Origin of the sequence: Natronorubrum thiooxidans (assembly GCF_900156475.1) — an archaeon.
Classification (GTDB): Archaea; Halobacteriota; Halobacteria; order Halobacteriales; family Natrialbaceae; genus Natronorubrum; species Natronorubrum thiooxidans.
This window is the reverse complement of record NZ_FTNR01000002.1, coordinates 215,477-238,578: the sequence shown is the minus strand read 5'-3', so window position 1 is coordinate 238,578 and position 23,102 is coordinate 215,477. Positions and strand designations below refer to the sequence as shown.

The window sequence follows — 23,102 nt, the reverse complement described above, 5'->3', positions numbered from 1 at the left end:
AAGGGCAGAGGCGTCGTCGAAGGGCGGGCTTCGCGCCCCCTCGTGTTGGCGACGAGAATCCCTATCAGCTGCACCCGAACAGACGGTTCCGGTTGCGTCGAAAATGACGTACGACCGGCGTCACCACTCGAGTCGAGCGTGAGTCGTATCGAACAGCCCGCTCCTCGAGGCGTTCTCTGGAGGGTGAGAAGCCGTAATAGAGAGCTCACAACGGGCGAGAAATACATCGCACGACGCCCGTGATCGGTGCAATGTTACGCTAGCCGCTACAGAGGTGGCTCAGGAGAGAACTGACGGCGCGGAAAAGCAGATGATCTCGCCAGCGAGACCGCTCTCAGCTGGACGCCGGCGAGGCCGTACACATCGTTACGTCACCGTTGGTGTAGACGGTGGCCTGTGCCGGGCTGCAGAGTCGCGACTGTGTGAGCTGTTCGATCCGGCCGTTTCCATCGGCGTCGTTGAAGTACGTCGCACTGGTCGACTGCGTCGACCGGTAGACGACGTAGTCGTGGTCGGCGACGCCGTTATCCGGCACCGTCGCCGTCGTCGTCGATGGGTACGCGCCGGTTCGGCTGAACAGCGTCTGATACGGGTGGTCCGTGTGGAGTTGCTGGTCCGGGCGGATCTCCTGGCCGCTCGGTGAGCCAGTCAGGCGGCCGATCGACTCGACGGCGGCGAGTTCGGATTCGTCGTAGGCGAGCCGTTCGTGTTGCTCGTCGAAGACCGGATTATCGACGTTGCTCTCAACCGCAAATATCATCGCACCCGGGTAGATGAGCACGACCATCAAGAGCACGGAGACCACGATTTTGGGATTGAGCCCCTGGCTGAGCGTTCGCAGGCCGATCGCGCCGAGGATCGCCATCGGTGCAAACAAGAAGGCGAACCAGCGGGTCGGAATGAAGTTCCTGATCCCGAACATCGGCAGCCCGAGCACGAACACTAGCATGAATGCCGCCGCCAGCAAGAGCGTGAACACGGACTGTTCTGCCCGTCGCCTGTGGACGACGTACAGACAGCCGACGAACGTCGCGCCGAGCAGGAACAGGAACCCGAGCGCGTCGACGTAGGGGACGACCTGCTCGAGCAGTGTCGGCGTCGCTTCGGCCCCTGCCTCGGCCGTCTCCGACGAGGTGTCACTCGCGATGTTGAGAAAGCCGGCACTTTCCTCGAGGGTCTGGCTGAAGAAACTCAGGACGGTTGCCAGAAACGACTGCTGGCGATACGGCGTCAGCGACCAGACGAAGATCGTCAGCCCGAGGTTGAAAACGACGAGTCCGATGAGGTTGACCGGTTTTTTTGTCCGGAAGACGCTCGTGTCAAGTCGTGTCAGCCCGAGGGGACCGACCTCGAAGACGAGCTGTGCGATAAACGCCGCGAGTAACAACACGAGCATGATGAACGTCGATACCTGGTGAGTAAGGATGACGGCGACGCTCATCAACAACAGCAACGAGAAATCACGCATGGTGTACTCGATCCGCATCACCCGAATCAACGCGTACACCATCCCGAGGAAGAAGACCAGTCCCAGACTCGTGGGGATGAGATGGATCCCCCACATCGAGACGTGACTCGCGAACGCAAAGAGTGCCGTCGCCAACGTCGCCCATCGCTGTGAGACGAGCAGGTTCGTGGTCGCGTAGATGAGCAACACCGAGACGGGCATCACGATGCCGACGGAGAGGAACAACGCGAGTCGAAACGGAACGTCGTAGAGCAGCGATGAGGCGGCGACCAACAGGTGATAAAACGGCGATGCGTAGTGTTTGTCGTCGGAAATTCCACCGACCGACCCCTCCTCAAGAATCGCGTGTGTGAGCTCTGCGTGGGTCCAGACGTCGATGCCGATGTATCCCGCTGTCGCGTACAGTGCGGTAAACCGGAAGACGAACGCGAACAGAACGATCTGGAGCAAGAGGAGCCCCGGTTTGAAATCGCGGTCGTTCGCGAACACGATCTGCCCGATGACGAGCGTCCCGACGAGACTCGCCAGGCCGAAAAAGACCGGCGTCCGTGCTCCCTGTAGCGCCGGTAGTACGACCATTGTTGAAAGTCCGCCTAGAACGACAGTCGGGAGCGTCATCGAGACCGTCGACGGAAGCGCCGGAATCGTTGTCGAATTCTCGCCTTGGTACAGGCCGATGAGATACAGTACGCACGCGATCCCGAGGACGATCGGGACGGTGTTGAGGTAGATCTGTGATGCGAACAATCGCAGCGGCAACAGCGCCAGCGCGATCAGAAGGCCAACAATCGCTGCGACGGTGTCGAGCCGAAACGGGCGCAGTTCTGAAATCGATTTATATCCCATGGCCGACCTCCGTTCGACGCTCCGTCGGGTCGTCTCGGCCGAGGACGCGACGATACAGCCCGTGGAGGTTCTCACCCAGTGTCTCGATGCCGAGCCCATCGATCACGTCGCGTCCGTTGGATCGGCTGTCCGCGTCGACGACGGTCTCGAGGCCGTCGATCAACTCGCGGTCGTCGTCGCTGACGACGCAGTTTCGCACGTCACCAATTGTCTCGCTAACGAATCCGACGTCGGTCGAGACGATCGGCAGAGTACATGCAGCGGCTTCTTTGACGACCATCGGTCCACTCTCCCGTTTTGAAGTGACGAGCAGAACATCGCTCGCGTTCATATAGTAGGGTATTTTATCGTGGTCGACGCCGGTGACCGCGCGAAGCTCGAGATCGGCGTCGGCGTGCTCGACGAGCCGGCGAGCGCGGTCGTAGTCTTTCACGTCGCGGCTGCGGTCGTACGGAAAGAGCGCGATCGGTCGATCGGTGTTCCAGCCGATTCGGTCACGTGCCTCCTGCTGTGGAATCGGCCTGAACAAGTCCGTATCGACCCCAAACGGGATCAGTTCGTGGTCGGCCTCGAGCGCACGCGACATCGTATGGCTCGGGACGACCGTCGCGCTCGCGTGGCGGGCGCTGTACTGGCTGAGCGATCGCAGCCACGACTGATCGCTCATCAGATCCGTTCCCCACAGCGTCAGTACCACTGGCCGAGTTGGCTGTGCAAGGGCAAACGGCGCGACGAGCCCGTAGTTTGCGTGGACCAGATCGTACTCCTCAGAGCGAAGCTCCGAGAGCAGTTCTGGATAGAACCGCGCGTAGTCCGTCAGCGAGCGGGTCGAATCACCGCGGTGTGCGCCGGGCACACTGCAGACGGTACAGTCGATGCCACGCGTCTCGAGCGCTGCCACCTGCTGGTCGAAAAACGGCCGCGGTGAGGTGACCACCTGGAGTACCTTCATGATTTGCGTGGATTCGTTGCGGATGGCGATCGGTTCGACACCTGTGGGCTCGCAACCGTCTCGAGTTGTCGAACGATGAATTCCGTCACGTCGATCCGGTCCGCGAGCAGGCGCTCGCGTCGCTGTGTCCACGTGTCGGCAGGCTCCTCGAGGACCGAGTCGATCCGATCGAGCGCGCGCGTGTGGCGATCCGGGCCGTCGAACCCGAACAACAGCCCGTACTCGGCCTCGAGTTCAGCCGTATAGCCGAGCGACGCCGGGTTCACGTAGATGGCGGGCGTGCCGAGTACGGCCGCTTCGGCGGCCGTCGTCGCGCCTTCGCTGACGACGATATCGGCGACGGCGAGCAGATCGTGCATTCGGTCCGGCGACGTCGTGAACTGGTAGGACGCGAGGTCGGCCGGGGGCTCGCCTTCCACCGTCAGCAAGACCGAACAGCCGGCGGCCTCGAGCCGGTCGATGACCTCGCGCGGGTCGTCGAAGCCGCCGTGGCCGACGTCGTGTGAGGCCTCCCAGCTGCTGAGTCGGACGAGGGCGACCCGATCATCGGGCTCGAGGCCGACTGCTTCGCGAACCGTCGGATCGGGTTCGAAGCGGTCGGGGTGGAGATAGGCGAGTTCGTGATATCCCGGATACGTCCGCTGGGCCGGGCCGATCTCGGCCCGATAACACGACGGCGTACAGATCACGTCCGCGAACGGGTAGGCGAGTCTCGTGATGAGCGTCGCGTGTTCGGTGTCGTAGAAGATGACACTCTTCGTGCCAAGCACCGACGACACGTGGGCGGCGGCGACGCCACCGATCGCCGTGATCACGTCCGGATCGATCCGGCGCGCCCGGGCCAGCAGTCGCAGTTCGTAGGTCGCCTGGACGGTCGCCAGCGAGAGCAGCGAGTCCGACTCGCCGGCCAGCACCTCGTGGTCGATGTCGTACGCCTCGAGGAGGGCAATCGCCACGTCGCTTTCGCGGGCGAAGACGTGGACCTCGTGGCCGCGAGCCTGCAACTCCGCGATGGGGTGGCGAAAGAAGTGGACGTGTCCGGGGTGTTGAATCGTTACGACGACTCGCATCGTCACTCGGCCCCCATGCTGCCGGCGCAGTCTCGAACGACGACCGCCATAGCTGGCGTCTCCAGCCCCGTCGGGACGGCCCCGCCGTCGAGCGCGTGACTGGAGTGGCTCATAACCGTCGGTAGACGAACCCTGCCTCGGTGGCTTCGGCTTCCTCGAGTGTCCCCGTCACGTCGATCAGGGCGGGATCGTCCGCGAGTTCGGTCGACACGGCCTCGAGGTCCAGCTCTTCGAACTCCTTGTGTGGCGTCGCGAGCATGACGGCATCGAACCCCTCGAACGAGAGTCGGTCCTGGGCTTCGATCCCGAACTGATCCTCGATCGTCTCGTCGTCCACGAACGGATCGAACCCCTCGATATCGATCGCGTACTCCTGGAGGGTGTCGATGACCGCTTCGACCTTCGAGCTTCGAATGTCCCCGACCCCCGGTTTGTACGAGAGCCCGAGTACCAGCACTCGACTCTCCCGGAGCGTCTTGTGACACTCGTTGAGCGCCTTGATCGTCAGTTCGGCGACGTGGCCGGGCACCGACTCGTTTACCTTTCGACTGGTCTGCATGAGTTCGGGTTCGAACCCTTCCTGGGACGACCGGTAGGTAAAGAAGTACGGATCGACGGGGATGCAGTGGCCGCCGACCAGTCCCGGTCGGTAGTCGTGGAAGTTCCACTTCGTGCCCGCGGCCTCGAGGACCGCCTGCCCGTCGACGTCTAAGCGCTCGAGGGCCATCGAGAGTTCGTTGACGAACGCGATGTTGAGGTCGCGCTGGGTGTTTTCGACGACCTTGCTGGCCTCGGCGACCTCGATCGACGGGGCACGGTGGACGCCCGCGTCGATGATCGACTCGTAGAGGGTCGCCACGTCGTCGAGCACTTTCTCGTTCTGTGCGCTGACGACCTTGACGACGTCTGCGAGGCCGTGTTTCTCGTCACCGGGCGTCGCGCGTTCGGGCGAGTAGCCGACGAAGAAGTCCTCCCCCGCAGAGAGGTCGGAAGCGGCCTCGAGTGCCGGAACGAGCACGTCGCGCGTCGAGCCAGGGTAGACAGTCGACTCGAGAATGACCGTGCTTCCGGGGTTCATCTTCGAGCCGACGGTCGTCGCCGCACTTTCGACGTAGCTCAGGTCGGGACGGTTGTCGTCATCGATCGGCGTCGGGACGGTGATGATGATGTAATCCGCCTCGCTGATCTGACTCGCGTCGGTCGTGTAGGATATATCCCCGTCCTGAACGGCTTCGTCGGTGAGATCGCCGGTCGTGTCGACGCCTGATTGCAGCGTTTCGACCGTCGATTCGTCGATATCGTATCCGACGACGCGGTAGTTCGACTGTGCGAACCCGACTGCAAGCGGGAGCCCGACGTAGCCGAGTCCGACGACACAGATCGTCGCCTCGCGGATGGACTGTTCGTCGATATGCTGGAGAGTCGTCCCCTCCTCACCCGTCTGCAGTGGGTACCGATCGTACTCTCGTTCGCCCCCTCGCGTCTCCGTGTCGCTGATTGTTGTGGTCATGGATGATGCGGTGTCGCTGGGCCGTCACACAGCCGAGTGCGACGGTGATTCCGGGTCAGTACGCGTTTTGCAACCGACGGCATTCCTCAGGACAGCCCACTCGCCATCGGTGGTTTACTATACCTCGAATAAACGGTTGTAGCAGGAGCATCTGCCAGCAAACCAGCGTGCTGTGAGGGCTCCGGACGTCTCAGCGATGGATTGCCCGAATCGAGAGCGTGAGCGTTTAAATCGTTATTAAACCGGGTTATACGGATCCATAATGAAAACCCCACAGTGCACATCTCGAGTGCGGTCGGCGGGATCACGAGTATCGTGGGTCCCCCACAGGCCGACCGTGTTAGAACCGCGACATCCATGGTGTCTACTTTCCAGATCGGAGCCGGAACCGCGCTGCGGTCGATCTCGACCGACGGAGGGCCGGCTTTGGTTCACCAACTCAACGGACAGACGGTCGCATCGGCGCTTCTCAGGACTGGCAATTGGCCAGCTGGACTGGTGTCTTGGCTGTCGGTCCTTCGTAACGTCTCGGTCTGGGAAGCGGCCCTGATCGTCGTTCTCTTCCTACTGATCGGCGGGCTTGTCGGCGTCCGTCTCGCCGAAACGATGTCGAAACGCACCCTCGAGGTTGCCACACTCCTCCCGGTGTCGACACGAACGGCCGAATCACCAGCGGCAGACGAGCCGGCAGACGTCGATGATGGCACGATTGAGTCGAAACCGACCGACAGCTCACCCACCAAGACGGACTCGTATGCACAGTATTTCTCCCCGGAAACACCGCCGGAACTCTTGAGCGACGAGGGACTGGTTGTTCGGCTGCTCGTTGCGAATCAGGGCCGCATTCGCCAGCATCGGATCGCTGAAGAGACCGGCTGGTCGAAGTCGAAAGTCAGCCGGATCTGCTCGCAGATGCACGACGACGAGATGATCGAGAAGATTTCGGCCGGCCGAGAGAACGTCATTCGCCTTTCCGAGCGCTCAACCGAGGCGACACAGTCGGACGAGGTTGAGAACCCGGGAGTCGGTTCACACCATTCACACCACTGACAACTCCATTTCTGACAGCCGTGTTTCGTGGCCGACAGTTGTTCGTGGTGAGAGAGGGCAATTCACACGACTGCTGTCTGATCGGCCTGAAACCGTTTCCGTTGTTCATGCCGATTGCAGATCTGCAACCGAATTCAGCGTTCCACAATCGATGGCGACTGTCTTATTCGTGGTATAGTAATGGCTCGTCTGTGAGTTGGGGCGAGTAGAGACCCGGCGTCCGATACTCGGCGACCACGGGTCGGTGACAACAATGACATACACACGTACTGCATCTCAGGCAGCCGTCCCGAATCGACTGGATACGACCGTCGCGAACGCGGGTCGTCCCGTTGCAGCGCGTCTGCCCGGTCGTCTGACGTGGTCGAAAACTGCCCCTCGAACGGCGGTGATCGGCTAATGTGTGGTATTATCGCGCGGATCGGCCACGGCGACGCAGCAGAGACGCTGCTGTCTGGCCTCGAGAATCTCGAGTACCGCGGCTACGACTCGGCAGGGATCGCCGTCCAGAACGGCTCCGGTGTCAAGGTCCACAAGTGTTCGGGCGAGGTATCGGAGCTCAAATCGACGCTGAGCGGCCGTCCGAACGGGAACATGGGTATTGGCCACACCCGCTGGAGCACCCACGGGCCGCCGACCGACGCAAACGCCCACCCGCACACGGACACCGTCGGTGACGTCGCCGTCGTCCACAACGGCGTCATCGACAACTACGACGAACTCAGAACGGAGCTCAAAGCGAAGGGCCACGAGTTCGAAAGCGATACCGACACGGAGGTCATCCCGCATCTCATCGACAAGTATCGAGACGAAACCGGCGACACCGAACTGGCGGTCCGACAGGCCGTCGACACGCTCGAGGGCAGTTACGCGATCGCCGCGATCGTCGACGGCGAGGAGGCGGTGTACGCCGCCCGGAAAGGGTCGCCGCTCGTGCTCGGGCTGGACGACGAGGAGTGGTTCCTCGCCAGCGACGTCCCGGCGTTTCTGGATCACACCGACGAGGTCATTTACCTCGAGGATGGCGACCTCGTCGTGCTCGAGCCCGACTCCTACCGGATTACCGACCTCGAGGGAACCCCGATCGACCGCGCGGTCGATACCGTCGACTGGGACCCCGAAGACGCGGGGAAAGGCGAGTACGACCACTACATGAAAAAGGAGATCCACTCCCAGCCGACCGCGCTCTCGAACACGATCGAGGGCCGGATCGAAGACGGTGACGTCGCCTTCGAGGATCTCCCGGCTGACTCGTTTACTGACGTCGACACTGTCCAGTTCGTCGCCTGTGGAACCTCCTATCACGCCGCGATGTACGGCGGCCAGCTGTTGCGAGCCGCAGGAATCCCCACGGAAGTCCTCCGTGCCAGCGAGTACGAATCGACGTCGGGACCGGTCGACGAGCACACACTCGTCGTCGCTGTCACCCAGAGCGGGGAGACGGCCGACACGCTCGATGCGGTCCGAACGGCGACCGGTCGCGGTGCGCGATCGCTTGCCGTCACGAACGTCGTCGGCTCGACGGCCGCACGCGAAGCCGACGATGCGATCTACATCCGTGCCGGCCCGGAAGTCGGCGTCGCGGCGACGAAGACCTACTCCTCGCAAGCGGTCACGCTCGCGTTGCTCACCCAGCATATTGCAGCAGACGTACCGGATGCGACACCTGCCGACGACCGCGAGGCGATGCTCGAGTCCCTCGCGGACCTTCCGGCACACGTCGAGACCGTTCTGGAGAACTCACAGGCCGAAATGCTCGCCCAGGAGACCTTAGACAGCACGTCGTACTTCTTCATCGGCAGCAGACTCGGCCACTCGGTCGCACTCGAGGGGGCATTGAAATTCAAGGAGATCACCTACGAGCACGCTGAAGGGTTCGCCTCGGGCGAACTCAAACACGGGCCACTCGCGCTCGTGACCGATGAGACACCGGTGATTGCAGTGTTGACCGGCAGCGGCGACGAGAAGACGAAGACGAACGCGATCGAGGCCAACTCCCGTGGCGCACCGATCGTTGCCGTCGGCCCGGACGACAATCCCCTCGCTGACGTCGCCGATGCGCAGCTATCAGTTCCCGAGACCCACCCCGTCTGGGCGGGACTGCTCGCGAACGTCCAACTCCAGTTGCTCTCTTACCACGCCGCGAACCTGCTCGGTCGACCGATCGACAAGCCCCGCAACCTTGCGAAAAGCGTGACGGTCGAATGATCGGCTCGACCCGTTCGTAGCGACTTTTTGACGGATCGTTCGGCGTCTCGAGTGAGGTCGAATCGGAACTGTGTTTCGGCGGCAGACATTCATTTACACATATACATCACTGTAAATGTCTTTATTTTGGATATATGTCTAGTTCTAGAATGTATAATACTACAAATATACACAAAGTATTTGCCACAAGGGTGAACGTGATTCACTGACCGACGACAGTCATAGAATCCATATGATCGTAGACTGGATCAAACAGCACACCGAAGGAGTTCGCCACGCACCCGTTCACTACGAGTGTCGACGCTGTGGGAAGACGCTCACGGCCGACGATACCACCTGCCCGCTCTGTGGGTCGGACGAAATCGCAACCATTCCGCTGTAGGTTTCGGTTCCGGTTCCACCAGCGAGCCCAGTGCCCCGTCGTGCGCTCTACGGGCCTCGAGCCGTCGCAGCGTCCATCGTCCAACACCGGCCGCCGCGCACACAGAGCGACTATCACGGGCCTCGGACCGTTGCCGTCGACTGCCGATCACGTCCCGTTCTGGCTCTGTGACGGAGAACCGACTCCACGGGCTGTTGCTATCGAACGAACAGTTATGACAGTACGGGCGAATGTTCAGTTCGAACTGGATGTCCACTCGATTTCGTGTTAGTCAACAGCTCCTCGCTGCGCTCGTCATTCTGATCGCCGTCGTGACCGTCCTTGAGTTACCACGGCCGTATCCGACGTGGCTGACTGTCGGACCGGTCCCAGTTAACCCGGAACTGGTCGTCCCCGGAGTACTCGGTCTCGTCGCGCTCCTCGAGCCACTCCATGAAGGGCTTGCCGTCAGTTCAATCGTCGTCGGCGTCGTCGGCTCGGTGACGCTGTGGCTCGCAGCGATGAGTCTCTATGCGCTGTATGCGTCGTCCGCAGGCGGCGTCTTCTGGGGCGGGTTTTTTACGCTACTCAGCGGTGTCGCCCTTGCCAGTCTACTGTTCGTCCGAAGCGTCGTACAGCAGGGCCGTCGAGCCGTTTCGTAGGGACTCGATCCGGACTCGAGAGAGGGTACTGTACTCGAGGAGAAACGCGTCACTCGAGTCTCGAGGGTCGTCACCGCGAAAACTGGAACCGCCAGCGTCGATCAGTCCTCCACGAGGGTTAGGGTGACCGTGTTGTCGTCACCGTCGATCTCGACATCTTCCTCGGTCTCGGTGCCGTCTGCGGACGCGATCACGTTGTAGGTGTCGTCCTCAAGATCGAACTCGGCTTCGCCGCCGTCGTCGGTGGACTTCGTCGAAGAGTCGAACCAGGGCTTTTCGACTTCGACAGTGGCGTTCTCGATCGGGTCGCCATCCTCGTCTTCGACGACTGCGGTCAGCGTGTGCATCCCGTCGTCGGTATCGTCTTGTTCGATAGTCAGCGTGACCGTGTCGTCGTCGCCGTCGATTTCGACATCTTCCTCGGTCTCGGTGCCGTCTGCGGACGCGGTCACCGTGTAGTTGCCGTCCTCGAGGTCGAACTCGGCTTCGCCGTCGTTGTCGACCGTCGAGTCCTCGGCGAATCCGAAGGCATCCACTTCGACGGTGGCGTCGTCGACTGGGTCGCCGTCGCCGTCTTCGACGACTGCGGTCAGCGTGTGCGTCTCGTCGTCGTTCGTCCCGTCGCTGCCGTCACCACCGTCTGTCTCGCTGTCGTTGCTCCCGTCGTCACTTCCGTCCGCATCACCGTCATCGCCGTCATTATTGTCTGCGCCACTGTCATCGCCATCGCTCCCGTCGCTGTCAGTGCTATCGCTTTCGTCCGTCTTGCCGGTGTCCCCGCTATCGCTTCCGGTTCCATCACTCTCATCGCCACTGTTACTGTCGGACGTCTCGGTGTCTCCGTCACCGTCGTCGGCAGTAGACTGGTCGGGATTCGAGTCCACGCCGTCGCTCTCGTCATCAGTCGACTGTGTTCCATCCCAGCTGTCTGTGACTGAACTGAACGTGCCGCCGACGGACCCGCCACTCGCGGCGAGTAGCAACCCTGCAGCTAACAGTACTACTCCGCTGAGAGTAAGCACTATCTGAATATTCGTCTGAATTGATCGTGTCTCCGAACGCTGTTGTCGGGCGTTACGACGCATAATCGGTATCTGAAACTGAAACTAAACGCTGGTGGTTGTCTGCGCTATGTACTCCACGACGGGCGGTTGACACACACTATTCGCTGCATTGGCAGACAGTTTCTCATTGGCGTGGTTCACTATACGGCTGTTAAAACCGTTTTCGTGACGTGAACAGTTTGAATCGGCTGCCGACACGAACCGATAGCGGCCGCGTACGTCCGTGTTACTGTCGACAGCACGGCCACACTCCATCAGTCGCTCGTCACGTTCGTGTCTCGACCGGCCGCCGTTGGTCGGACCGAAGCGACCAGTTCGGCCCACAACCGAACCACCGCTATGGGTTTCCGGCCGCTCGAGAGTGCGTTTAACGGGACCATAGTATCAGGCGGTGGGAGACAACGTGGAGAGAAGATGAGTGACTACCGACTCGCGTTCAAACCAGCGATCGGACTGTACGGACAGCACGATCCCAGTGCTGTCCTGTTCGAAGACGGAACGCCAGTCTTTGGCATCGAGGAAGAGCGACTGACACGCGAGAAACACGCCTCGGAGACGTTCCCGACGAACGCGATCGAAGCCTGCCTCGAGTACCGCGACCTCGAGTTTGCCGATCTCGAGACGATTCTCCTTCCATACGACCCGAGCCTCCGGTCTCGGATTCGCTCACACTATCTCACCGATGCGCTTCGGGCTCCTGGCCTCGCGAGAAAGCTGTCCGCACTCGAGGGTACGATCGTCACTGAAGCACAGAGTCGACTGGCCCCGACGAAACAGATCGAGCGTCGCCTCGCCGAGATTGACACGCCGGTGCCACCGATCGAGTTGCGCTCCCACCACCGCTGTCACGCTGCCAGCGCGTTCCATCCCTCGGGATTCGACGAGGCGCTCGTCGTCACGATCGACGCGAAAGGCGAGTACGACTCGACGGTCGTCTGGCGCGGCGACGAAACCGGGCTGACGCGCGTGCACACGTACGAACATCCGAACAGTCTCGGCCTCCTCTTTGCGGTTATTACGGAATATCTCGGCTATCGGATGTTCAACGGCGAAGGGAAGGTGATGGGACTCGCCCCCTACGGCGAGGAGAACCCGGCGATCGAGCGGACGCTGCGTGAACTCATCGACGTCGGCCCGGAGTACGACGTGACCGAGGTGACGAAACGCTGGGGCACCGGCTACGGCGTCAGCCTGCTCGAGGACGTCTTCGATCGGCCACGAAAGTCGTCGCCGGAAACCTTCGACCAGTGGGAGAAGGATCTGGCGTATACGGCACAGAAACTCCTCGAGGAGATCGTCCTCGACATCGTGCAGGCGTATTCGGGGACAGTCGAGACCGGGAACGTTGCCCTCGCCGGTGGCGTCGCGCTCAACTGCAAACTCAACAAACGGGTTCGTGAGGCAACCGTCGTCGACGATTGCTTCGTCCAGCCCGTCGCCCACGACGCCGGCCTCGCACTCGGTGCCGGCTGGATTGGACAGGACCCCGCGTCGGTCGAGACGATGTCGACGGTCTATTTCGGTCCCGAGTACGGCCGCGCGGAGATCGAATCGCGGCTGGAGACGAACAAAATCGCGTACGCCGAGCCCGCTGATCTCGAGGAGTACGTCGCCGAGCGACTCGCAAACGGCGCGCTAGTCGGCTGGTTCCGAGGACGGGCAGAGATGGGACCGCGGGCGCTCGGATCGCGAAGCATCCTCGCCGATCCGCGAACTGCGGCCTCGCGCGATCGAGTCAACCGGTTCGTCAAACACCGCGAGGAGTGGCGACCGTTCGCGCCATCGATGCTCGAGGACGCCGCCGACGAGTATCTCGTCGATGGCCGACCCGCGCCGTTCATGATCGACGCGTTCGACGTCCGCCCCGAGAAGATGGACGACCTCGAGGCCGTTATCCATCCGGCGGATGGCTCGACGCGCCCGCAGACCGTTCGCGAAGGCCAGCACCCGAGCTACTACCGCTTGCTGTCGGCGTTCGAGGATCGCACCGGCGTGCCGGTCCTGTTGAACACGTCGTTCAACGACCACGGTGAACCGATCGTCAACACGCCGACGGAAGCGGTCAAGGACTTCTACGGGATGGGGCTGGATCTGCTCGTGCTTGGCGACTACGTCGTGGAAAAGCCCAGACAAGTAATCGACAACCCAGATCAGATCAGCGATGCAGGAGTCGAATCGGCCACTGAGGGACAGAACGCGGGTCACGACGGGACCGCAACGGGATCGATATCCGACGAGCGGCTTGTACAGTAACCGCGAGAGATGGACCGATCGTGTGGACTCGAGCGACCCGTCGCTTCGCTCGAGTCGGCATCGTACGTGCCGACCGTTTCGAAACGCTCAGCACGAATCATGTGGCCCGGGTTCGGGTTGAGAGCGATCTGGGCGAGGATATCCGGGGAGATGTCGACACGTACCGACGGCGTAGTGTCGTGAGGGGTTCAATAGAGCCAAACGGCCGAAACGAAGTAAGCAAGTACTAACCGAGCCCCGGGAGAGCGACCAGTGTCTGATTGGCGTGTCGAAACAGGATCTTGCTCGAGCGCGCCGACCGAACACATTGATGGCACTGGGGTGTGGTTTTGGAGCGATGTCTACCGGCTGACTGAAACAGTCACGACGCCTTTTGCCCGGTCTCAACCACTGTTCGGCTGGCGATCACCATGAGCGAGTCCACGACCACCGACCCGACTGGAGAGCCACGCACTCGAGAACAGGGTGAACCGGCGGGCAAAAAATGGCTCAGCGGTATCGTTTCCCTGATCGGCCTGTGGATCGCCGTCTCGCCGACGATCTACGAAGCCGCCGCGTCCATGACGTGGAACAACGTGCTGGTCGGGGCAGCCATCTTCCTGCTTGCGGGGTACAACTACTATCGCATTGTCAACGCCTATCCGACCAGCACCAGCGTGATGTCACTCGTCGCACTGCTCGCCCTGTGGACCATCGCTGCCCCCTTCGCCTTCGAGGGACAGGTCGCGATGGAAGGGCTCGACGTCGCTGCACAGGGACTCGTCTGGAGCAACGTGGTTTCGGGACTCATCATGGCAGTGCTCGCCGCGTACATTGCGTACGCAGCGGGGACGGCTGTCCGAACCGGGACGGCAGCCGGAACGCGGTGACATCCCCAGCCATCCCGGACGGTTCCGACGGCGGCTTTTGCCGATCACTGATGTCGTCGGCGTGAGAAGTCTCCGCTCGAGAGACTGTCGCGGACCGTCCGCGACGGGTTACGGCGGGCCAGCATCGTCCGGTGGACCAGCGCCAGCAGGCACTCCTGTCTCACTCGGCGGGCCAGCATCGTCGGGCGGGCCACGATCATCTAGTGGGCCGTCGTCGTCATCGAACGGACTCCCGTTCTCGAGCGGGCCGTCATCGTCATCGAACGGACCATCATCCGGTCCACTCGGTGGCTCACCGTCGAACGGATCCGCTGCTGGTTCGTCGCCGTCGAACGGGTCAACACGGTCATCGTCGTCCGAAACCGGTTGCGCTCCCTCGGCAGCTCCATCCGAGTCGGTATCGGCATCGACTGCCTCCGCACCGCTTGGACTGTCGTCAGCGTCGTCGCTGGTGTTCTCAGCCGCCGTCGACGGCTCGTTGCTCGAGTCGTCGGCCGGGAGCTCAGTTTCAGCTCCGGACTCGTCGGCCGAGTTCGGCCGATCCAGTCCGATGGCAGGGAGAAAGACTAGCCCAAGGATTGCGAAGGTGAACAAGACGACCACGATAGTCACGAGCACGGTCGACGCCGTCGGCTCCGGATCATCGCGTGAACGAGCCATGTGACACGTTCCGGATTCCGGTGCTCCCAGCTTTGTTAGGCGCAGCCAACAGCCATGGCATCGAGTCGACATTGTCCGTGACGACTCGAGTCGATTGCTCGAGGAGACCGCTTCGAACAGCCGACGATGAGCCGAACAATAAAATAGCCGGCACACCCAGTACTCCCCAAGACTGCTCGCTACTATGACGAACCATTATGATCACGCGCAAGTCCAGGAGTTCTGGCAGTACGTCTGGGAGCGCGACGACGTCTACGCGCTGCCCGAGGATGCCGACGACCCGACCTACGTCCTCGGAATGTTTCCGTACACGTCTGGAACGCTGCATATGGGCCACGTTCGTAACTACGCGATCACCGACGCTTACTCGAGATATCGCCGGATGCAAGGCGACGACGTCCTCCATCCGATGGGCTGGGACGCGTTTGGCCTTCCCGCCGAAAACGCCGCGTTCGAGCGCAAGACCGACCCACGATCCTGGACGGAGGCGTGTATCCGCCGGATGCGCGAGGAACTCGAGACCATGGGCTTTGGCTACGACTGGTCTCGCGAGATTACGACCTGCGAGCCGGAGTACTATCAGTGGAATCAGTGGCTGTTCAAACGCCTCTACGAGGCGGGGCTCGTCGAGTACGACTCGGCAGCAGTTAACTGGTGTCCCGACTGCGAGACGGTCCTCGCCGCGGCACAAGTCGAGGAGCGCGAGGTCGAACGCAGTGAGACCTCGGAGGCAGCGAGCGGCGAAGTCGAACGCGTCTGCTGGCGGTGTGAGACCCCCGTCAGCCGGCGCGAACTCGACCAGTGGTTTTTCACGATCACGGACTACGCCGAGGAACTCCACGACGGCCTCGAGGACCTCGAGGGGTGGCCCGAGGGCGTCCGCGAGATCCAGCGCAACTGGATCGGCCGACAGGAGGGCGCACGGATCACGTTCGAGGTCGACGACCACGGCGACGTCGACGTCTTCAGCACCCGACCGGAGACGATCCACGGGGCGACCTATCTCGCGGTCTCGCCCGGCCACGACCTCGCTCGAGCACTCGCCGACACGGACGACGACGTAGCCGACTACATCGAGGACGTCCGCGAGCGCGATCCGAGTGAGGTCGGGACGTCGGGGATCGAAACCGATAGAATGGCACACCACCCGTTGACGGGCGAGCGACTCCCCGTCTACGTCGCCGGCTACGTCTTAGAGGACGTCGGTACTGGCGCAGTGATGGGCGTGCCCGCCCACAACGAGCGCGACCACGCGTTCGCCAGCGAACACGAGTTACCAATAGAGAGCGTCATCGTCCCCGATGACTCAGATGGCGACGCCAGCCTCGACCTCGAACACGAGGCCTACACCGGCGAGGGCGTCCTCGAGGCAAGCGGCGAGTACGACGGCGTGGCGAGCGAGACGGCTCGAGAGCGGATCGTTGCCGACCACGACGCCCTCGAAGACGACGTCACCTACCGGCTGCGCGACTGGCTGATCTCCCGCCAGCGCTACTGGGGGACGCCGATCCCGGTCGTCCACTGTGAGGACTGCGGTCACGTGCTCGTGCCCGACGAGGAGCTGCCGGTCGAACTCCCCGAGTTCGTCCGCACGACGGGGAACCCGCTCGAGGAACACGAATCGTTCCGCGAGACCGAGTGTCCGGAGTGTGGCGGCCCGGCCCGCCGGGAGACGGACACGATGGACACGTTCGTCGACTCCTCGTGGTACTACCTGCGATTCCTCTCGCCCGACCTCGAAGACGCGCCCTTCGACACCCAACTGGCCGACGAGTGGCTGCCAGTCGACGTCTACGTCGGCGGCGAGGAGCACGCGATCCTCCATCTGCTCTACACGCGATTCTTCACGCGCGCGCTCGCGGATCTGGACCTGCTCGATCGGCGCGAACCCATCACGGAGCTCAAAAGCCAGGGGACGGTGTTGTACGACGGCGAAAAGATGTCCAGTTCGAAGGGCAACGTCGTCGCGCCCCAGGAGTACGGCGCGGAGACGACGCGGCTGTTCGTCCTCTCGGCGGCCCACCCCGAACAGGACTTCGAGTGGACCGCGAACAACGTCCGCGGAGCCTACGACCTCCAGCAGACGCTCTACGACATGGCCGCCACGTTCGTCGAGGAAAGCGATACCCGCGTCGAGACGCGAGCACACGACGAGTACGTCGCCCGCGAGATCGATCGAACGATCACTGCAGTAACCGACGAGTACGAGCGGTTCCGGTTCCACCGAGCCGCCACGGAAATCCAGGAGTTGGCACGACTGCTCCGGCGCTACCGGGCCTATGACCAGCCACACGAGGAGATCTACCGACGTGGCCTGCTGACACTCGCAGCCCTGATCTCGCCGATGGCACCCCACCTCGGCGAGGAACTGTGGAACAAACTGCGTGGCGAGGGGCTGGTCGTCGAAGCCGACTGGCCGACGGCCGAACGCGACGTGAGCCAGTACCGACTCGAGCGCCAACTCGTCGAGTCGACGCTCGCGGACGTCCGTGACATTGTCGACGTCGCCGCGATCGACGAACCGGAGCGGATCGAACTCGTCGTCGCCCAGGACTGGAAGTACGACGTGGCGCGGCTTGTCGCCGACGCCGCCGACGAGATGGCCGACGACGTCGATACCGGCTCGCTCGTCGACCGCGTGCTGACGGCCGACCTCGAGGTCGATCGCGAGACCGTCGCACCGTTCGTCGTCGACCTGGCCGATCAAGTCGGACGGACAGAGCTCGAACAACTCCTCGGAGCCGAGGACGAATTGGCGATCGCAGAGCGGAGCGCGTGGCTGCTCACCGACGAGTTCGACGCCGATGTCGTCGTCCGTCGGGCGACCGATGGCGACGACGTGGCCGGCAACAGCCGACCGGGCAAGCCAGCGATTTACATCAGCTAGCTGCCAGTCACGCCCTCGAGATGACCCGTGTTCGAGGAGACGGCGACAGCGCAGATCTCGACTCGCTCTCCCCAGACACAGCGAATATACCGATTTGTACACCCTGATATCAAAACCCGACGGGGACGGTCCTGTCAAACATCCAGCCAAGAAAGACAGTTTTATTTCAACGGATTTGGTACAGTGGTAATATGACTGAGGGGGGCGGCGATCACGCCGATAGATCGCATCGGAACGAGCCAAGCCAGGCAGTCGTCGAAGCCATCGCCGACGCAGAGGACATTCCGGCCAGACAGGTGCGTCCACCGGCTTATGAATCGCTACACGCCGCTATCGATCCCGAGGCGCTCGATCTCCTCTTTGCGCCTCGAGCCGACGGCACACCGCGACCGGGTGGACGGGTCTCGTTTCCGTTCTGTGGCTACGACGTCACCGTCGAACGGAACGGCACGGTCTCACTCGAGAAGGCGACCGACTGACAGTTTATCGACGAGGGGTCTCAGAGTGGTGTTCTCTGCCGTTCGATACCTGTAACCGTACCCGACGTTCATAATCGAGAACAGCAAGACAAATACGGGACCTGTCCTAACCCCCGATAATGGCAACCGCCGACGCGAGACGACAGCTTCGAGAGCGGCCGATCGGGGCGACGATCTTTCTGACGATCGTCGGTTACGCGTTAGTGATCGGTACGTTCGTCCTCGATCTGCCGATCTATCCGGATCTCACGATTGCGCAAATTAATGCGCTCACGCACGCGATTGCGGTGATTAACGCGACCGCGACGGTGTTTCTGGTCGCCGGTTGGTACTGGATTCGGACTGGCGAGGTCGAAAAGCACCGATTCGCAATGGTCGGCGCGTTCACCTTGATCTTGCTGTTTCTGGTCGTCTACCTCCTGCGAGTCGGCGGCGGCGGCGAGAAGTACTTCGTCGGTCCGGATCTCTACTACTACGCATACCTCGCGATGCTCGCGATCCACATCATCCTCTCGATCCTCGCCGTGCCGGTCGTCCTCTACGCGCTGATCCTCGGGCTGACCCACACCCCAGCAGAGCTGCGAAACACGGCCCACGCGAAGGTCGGCCGTATCGCTGCCGGGTCGTGGATCCTGAGTCTCGTGTTAGGCGTCGTCACCTATCTGATGCTCAACCACATCTTCAGCTACGAGTTCATGATTCTCCCGCTGGTCTGACTGCGCCGGGTTGCTATTTTAGCCCTCGAGTCCGTTGTCATAGCCATGCACGTTCGCGGAAGCCTCTCACGGTCGGCGATCACCGACGTCCTCGAGGAGACGACAGCCCCGATCAGAGTCGCCTGTCGGACCCCACAGGATCACCTCTGGATGTGTTCGCTGTGGTATCGACTCGAGGACGCATCCGACGGTGATGACTGGCGGCTACAGTGTGCCACGTCGGCTGGGGCAGACATCGTCTCGTTTCTCGAGGCCGAATCCGAGGTCGCCTTCGAGGTGTCGACGAACGACCCGCCGTACATGGGCGTCAGGGGGCGAGGAACCGCGACGATCGAGCCGGATCCCGAAAAGGAGACGCTGCGGGCGCTCCTCGAGCGCTACCACGTCGGGACGGAGTCGGCGCTGGCACGGAATCTGCTCCGTGAGGAACGCGACGAGGTGACGGTCACGATCGAGCCCGCGGTGGTGTACGGCTGGGACTACGCGGATCGGATGGGTGATACTGGGACGCGAGCGTAGCGGGCACACTGCCCCGTGTTCCGAGGGGAGCCTTTAGGGTCGACTGGCGAGTAGCTCAAACGAAATGGATTCGTCGTCCACCGGTACTGAAGCGGAACTCCAGCGTTGCGTTCGCCAACAGCGGGTCGTCGCTGACCTCGGGAATCGGGCGCTCGAGTGTGCCGACCTCGAGGGGCTGTTCCGGGATGTGGCGCAAACGGTGGCCACGACGCTGGCGGTGAACTCGTGTACCGTTCTCGAGACGGTGCCCGGCGAAGACCGGTTCCGGTGTCGAGGGGGCTGTGGACGGGAAGCCGGCGACGACTCCGTTGAACCGACGACGGTCGCCGCGGACCTCGACTCGCTGGCGGGTTACACGCTCGCAACGGGCGAGTCGACCGTCGTTACCGATCACCGGACCGACGACCGGTTTGGAGATTCGGACTCCCAATTCGATCGCGACGTCGTCAGCGGAGTCGGCGTCGTTGTCGGATCGGGCGACGAGCCGTGGGGAATCCTCAGCGTGCAGACGACGAGTCGACGTGCGTTCAATGCAGGCGAGGTCGCGTTCGTCGAATCTGTCGCAACCGTTCTCGCGTCGGCGATTGAACGCGAGCAGGCGAACAGACGCCGGGACGAAGCGGTGAGGCGAACGAAGACGATCGCCGAGATGGCCCACGACGGTATCTACGTGGTCGACGAGCAACAGCGGTTCGAGCTGGTAAACGAGTCGTTCGCCGAGTTGACCCGGTTTACCCGATCCGAGCTACGCGGCAAGCCATCGGTAGACGTGTTTGGCGAGGAATTCGACACCATCGAGGCCGAAAAATGGGCGGCAGCCCGCGGCTCGAAAAGTCCGGTGTTCGAGGAGACGATCATCGCCGGGTCGGACGGGACACGGACGGTCGAAAGCCGGTTCGATATCATCGCTGCAGACGACGGCAGTGAGAAACGAGTCGGCGTCGTCCGAGACATTACCGAGCGAAAACACCTCGAGAGCGAACTCGAGGCGATGCTTGATCGAGTCACCGACGCGTTCACTGCGATCGATCCAAACTGGAACTACACGTACGTCAACGAACATGCCGCGACGCTGCTCGACGTCGAGGATCGGGACCTGGTCGGCAAGAACGTCTGGGAGGCGCTTCCGAGCGCCATCGGCACGCAGTTCGAGACCGAGTATCGGCGCGCGATGGCGACCCAGGAGCCGGTCTCGTTCGAGGAGTACTCCGACGTCGCCGACGCCTGGCTCGAGGTAAACGTCTATCCCTCAGGGACGGGACTGTCGGTGTATTTCAGGGACGTCAGCGAGCGAAAGGCACGACAACGACAGTTAAAACGGTTCGAAAGTATCGTCGAAACGGTGCATGACGGTGTCTACGTCACCGATGGCGAGGGTCGCTTCGTCTTCGTCAACGACGCGTTCGTGTCGATGACGGAACTGACACGGACAGAGTTGCTTGGATCTCACGGCTCCGTCTTCTTCGGCGAGCGCTTCGTCGACACGGACGAGACAGAATGGCAGGAGCTCGTCGACGGGACGGTCGACTCGGTGGCGTTCGAGACGACCATCACTGGACCGGACGGCAAAACTCACAGCGTGCAAAACAAGTTTGTCCTGTTCGAGATGGACGATGAAACGGGGCGTGTCGGCGTCACTCGAGACGTGACGGAGCGCAAGCGGATGGAGGCCGATCTTCGGGAGCGCGAACAGCAGTTCCGAACGCTCGCCGAACACCTCGACGAGACCATCTGGTTGGCCGGTGCCGATCCGGAAGCCCTGTTCTACATCAATCCATCGTACGAGGACGTCTACGGCCGCAGTCGCGACTCGCTGTACGAGGACGCGCTCTCGTTTCTCGAGGTTGTCCACCCGGACGATCGCGAGCGGGTTCGGGACGCGTACACGGGCCTCCCCGAAACCGACTATGACGAGGAGTTCCGGATCGTCACCGATGACGGCGAGCTGCGCTGGATCCACGCTCGAGCAGTGCCTGTCTACGACGAAGGGACGGTCGTCGGCATCGTCGGCATCGACGTCGATGTTACCGAGCGCAAGGAACGCGAGCGGCGGCTGGCGAAGTACGAAACGATCGTCGAGGCGGTCGACGACGGCATCTACACGGTCGACGACGACAATCGGTTCACAATGGTCAATCGGGCGTACGCCGAGTTGACCGGCTATTCGCGTGCGGAGTTACTCGGGGCACACGCCTCGCTCGTCGTCGACGAGAACGTGATCGAACGCGCACAAACGCTGGCCCCCAAACCGGGCGAGACAAAACTCGAGGCCGAACTTGAGACGGCAGACGGCAGTTGGGTACCGACTGAAGCCACGATCACGACCCACGTCGACGACGAATCCGGAAACCGAAGACGAATTGGCGTGGTCCGGGACATCACCGAACGGCAAGCCCACCAGCGCAAACTCGAGGAGAGCAGACAGCGCTACCGAACCCTCGTCGATCACTTCCCCAACGGGGCCGTCGCCCTCTTCGACGACGACCTCCGGTACACGCTTGTCGGCGGCGAGATGCTTGACGAGCGCGACGTCTCCCGGTCGGAGCTGATCGGCACCCACATCTACGATCGGTACCCCGACGACATCGTCGACGACGTCGAGCCGAAGTTCCGAGCCGCACTGGCGGGCGAGGAACACACGTTTGAGTTCGCGTACGACGGCCGAGATCTTCTCGTGTATACACTGCCTGTTCGCAACGGTGAGGGCGACGTGTTCGCCGGGATGCTCATGGCACAGGATATTACTCCGCGAAAGGAGTACCGCCGCCGCCTCGAGGAATCGAACGAACGCTTAGAGCAGTTCGCCTACGCCGCCTCCCACGACCTCCAGGAGCCGTTACGGATGGTCTCGAGTTACCTCCAATTCATTGACGATCGGTACGGCGACGAGCTCGATGCGGACGGTCAGGAGTTCCTCGAGTTCGCCGTCGACGGCGCCGAGCGGATGCGAGAGATGATCGATGGCCTGCTCGAGTTCTCCCGGATCGAAACGCGGGGTGAGCCGTTCGAACCGATCGATCTCGACGACGTGCTTGCGGACGTTCGCCGGGATTTGGGCGTCCAGATCGATGAGTACGACGCCGACCTCACCGCCGACTCGCTGCCCCGTGTCGAGGGTGACGGGAACCAGTTGCGACAGGTCTTTCAGAATCTGCTTTCGAACGCGATCGAGTACGCGGGTGACGAGCCGCCACGAATCGACGTGTCGGCCCACCGTGCTGGCAGCGAGTGGGTGCTTTCGGTCAGCGACGACGGTATCGGAATCGATCCCGAAGCGACGGACCGTATTTTCGAGATTTTCCAGCGGCTTCATGCCGTCGACGAGGGATCCGGAAACGGCATTGGACTGGCACTCTGTAAGCGTATCGTCGAGCGCCACGGCGGGGAGATCTGGGTCGACTCCGAGCCGGGCGACGGATCGACGTTTTCGTTTACGCTGCCAGCAGTCGATGACGGAGACGAGACGGAGCACGACTGACGACTTGAGCCGCCATCATCGCCGAAACTCGAGGCGAACTCGCCCGCACC

The 23,102-nt window shown here is 62.2% G+C and carries 17 protein-coding genes; 11 read left to right on the top strand and 6 right to left on the bottom strand.

All coding sequences use genetic code 11. The annotated features are described in order from the left end of the window. Window positions 1-334: 334 nt before the first annotated feature. From BW940_RS04205 to BW940_RS04190, 4 genes are all read right to left on the bottom strand, one after another. Window positions 335-2,314, bottom strand: a complete 1,980-nt coding sequence (locus BW940_RS04205) for a hypothetical protein (RefSeq protein ID WP_076607938.1) — start codon at window positions 2,312-2,314, stop codon at window positions 335-337. Next, entirely contained in the window at window positions 2,304-3,266 is a 963-nt protein-coding gene (locus BW940_RS04200; RefSeq protein ID WP_076607937.1) for a glycosyltransferase, read from the bottom strand. The genes BW940_RS04205 and BW940_RS04200 overlap by 11 nt, the downstream gene beginning before the upstream one ends. Next, window positions 3,263-4,336, bottom strand: coding sequence for a DUF354 domain-containing protein (locus tag BW940_RS04195; protein WP_076607936.1), 1,074 nt, complete (start codon window positions 4,334-4,336; stop codon window positions 3,263-3,265). The genes BW940_RS04200 and BW940_RS04195 overlap by 4 nt, the downstream gene beginning before the upstream one ends. Before the next feature lie 109 nt (window positions 4,337-4,445). Next, window positions 4,446-5,846 carry a nucleotide sugar dehydrogenase gene (locus tag BW940_RS04190; protein ID WP_076607935.1) on the bottom strand — a complete coding sequence of 467 codons (1,401 nt, stop codon included), beginning with the start codon at window positions 5,844-5,846 and terminating at the stop codon, window positions 4,446-4,448. A 357-nt stretch (window positions 5,847-6,203) separates the two neighbouring features. On the opposite strand from BW940_RS04190, the gene BW940_RS04185 reads away from it, so the two are divergent. The 4 genes from BW940_RS04185 (at window position 6,204) to BW940_RS04175 (ending at window position 10,127) form a co-directional block, all read left to right on the top strand. Continuing rightward, entirely contained in the window at window positions 6,204-6,896 is a 693-nt protein-coding gene (locus tag BW940_RS04185) for a helix-turn-helix transcriptional regulator (RefSeq protein ID WP_076607934.1), read from the top strand. 399 nt (window positions 6,897-7,295) lie between these two features. Then, the gene (gene glmS / locus BW940_RS04180) at window positions 7,296-9,104 is read left to right on the top strand and encodes a glutamine--fructose-6-phosphate transaminase (isomerizing) (RefSeq protein WP_076607933.1); all 1,809 of its coding nucleotides are present in this window, start codon (window positions 7,296-7,298) and stop codon (window positions 9,102-9,104) included. Window positions 9,105-9,336: 232 nt separating this feature from the next. Next, window positions 9,337-9,486, top strand: coding sequence for a hypothetical protein (locus BW940_RS21675; RefSeq protein ID WP_173834841.1), 150 nt, complete (start codon window positions 9,337-9,339; stop codon window positions 9,484-9,486). Between the two features lie 230 nt (window positions 9,487-9,716). Next, entirely contained in the window at window positions 9,717-10,127 is a 411-nt protein-coding gene (locus tag BW940_RS04175) for a hypothetical protein (protein WP_235847770.1), read from the top strand. Between the two features lie 101 nt (window positions 10,128-10,228). Here the strand turns inward: BW940_RS04175 and BW940_RS04170 are convergent, their stop codons facing one another. Further along, window positions 10,229-11,011 (bottom strand): carboxypeptidase-like regulatory domain-containing protein, encoded by a 783-nt coding sequence (locus BW940_RS04170; RefSeq protein ID WP_235847769.1) that lies wholly within the window; start codon window positions 11,009-11,011, stop codon window positions 10,229-10,231. A gap of 594 nt (window positions 11,012-11,605) precedes the next feature. Here BW940_RS04170 and BW940_RS04165 point away from each other — a divergent pair. Both BW940_RS04165 and BW940_RS04160 read left to right on the top strand, forming a co-directional pair. Beyond that, window positions 11,606-13,444 (top strand): carbamoyltransferase family protein, encoded by a 1,839-nt coding sequence (locus tag BW940_RS04165; protein WP_076607931.1) that lies wholly within the window; start codon window positions 11,606-11,608, stop codon window positions 13,442-13,444. 410 nt (window positions 13,445-13,854) lie between these two features. Then, a complete protein-coding gene (locus BW940_RS04160; protein ID WP_076607930.1) occupies window positions 13,855-14,313 on the top strand; it encodes an SPW repeat protein in 459 nt (152 codons plus the stop codon). Between the two features lie 108 nt (window positions 14,314-14,421). On the opposite strand, the gene BW940_RS04155 is transcribed toward BW940_RS04160, so the two are convergent. Continuing rightward, window positions 14,422-14,973 (bottom strand): hypothetical protein, encoded by a 552-nt coding sequence (locus BW940_RS04155; protein WP_076607929.1) that lies wholly within the window; start codon window positions 14,971-14,973, stop codon window positions 14,422-14,424. Between the two features lie 184 nt (window positions 14,974-15,157). Between BW940_RS04155 and leuS the strand changes: the two genes are divergently transcribed. The 5 genes from leuS (at window position 15,158) to BW940_RS04130 (ending at window position 23,052) form a co-directional block, all read left to right on the top strand. Next, on the top strand, window positions 15,158-17,860 hold the full coding sequence (gene leuS, locus BW940_RS04150; RefSeq protein ID WP_076607928.1) for a leucine--tRNA ligase: 2,703 nt from the start codon (window positions 15,158-15,160) through the stop codon (window positions 17,858-17,860). A gap of 191 nt (window positions 17,861-18,051) precedes the next feature. After that, window positions 18,052-18,339 carry a HalOD1 output domain-containing protein gene (locus tag BW940_RS04145; RefSeq protein WP_076607927.1) on the top strand — a complete coding sequence of 96 codons (288 nt, stop codon included), beginning with the start codon at window positions 18,052-18,054 and terminating at the stop codon, window positions 18,337-18,339. Window positions 18,340-18,458: 119 nt separating this feature from the next. Continuing rightward, the gene (locus BW940_RS04140; protein WP_076607926.1) at window positions 18,459-19,055 is read left to right on the top strand and encodes a DUF420 domain-containing protein; all 597 of its coding nucleotides are present in this window, start codon (window positions 18,459-18,461) and stop codon (window positions 19,053-19,055) included. A gap of 45 nt (window positions 19,056-19,100) precedes the next feature. After that, window positions 19,101-19,574, top strand: coding sequence for a pyridoxamine 5'-phosphate oxidase (locus tag BW940_RS04135; RefSeq protein WP_076607925.1), 474 nt, complete (start codon window positions 19,101-19,103; stop codon window positions 19,572-19,574). Between the two features lie 64 nt (window positions 19,575-19,638). Next, window positions 19,639-23,052: a PAS domain S-box protein gene (locus BW940_RS04130; RefSeq protein WP_076607924.1), complete on the top strand. Its 3,414-nt coding sequence runs from the start codon at window positions 19,639-19,641 to the stop codon at window positions 23,050-23,052. Window positions 23,053-23,102 lie beyond the last annotated feature (50 nt).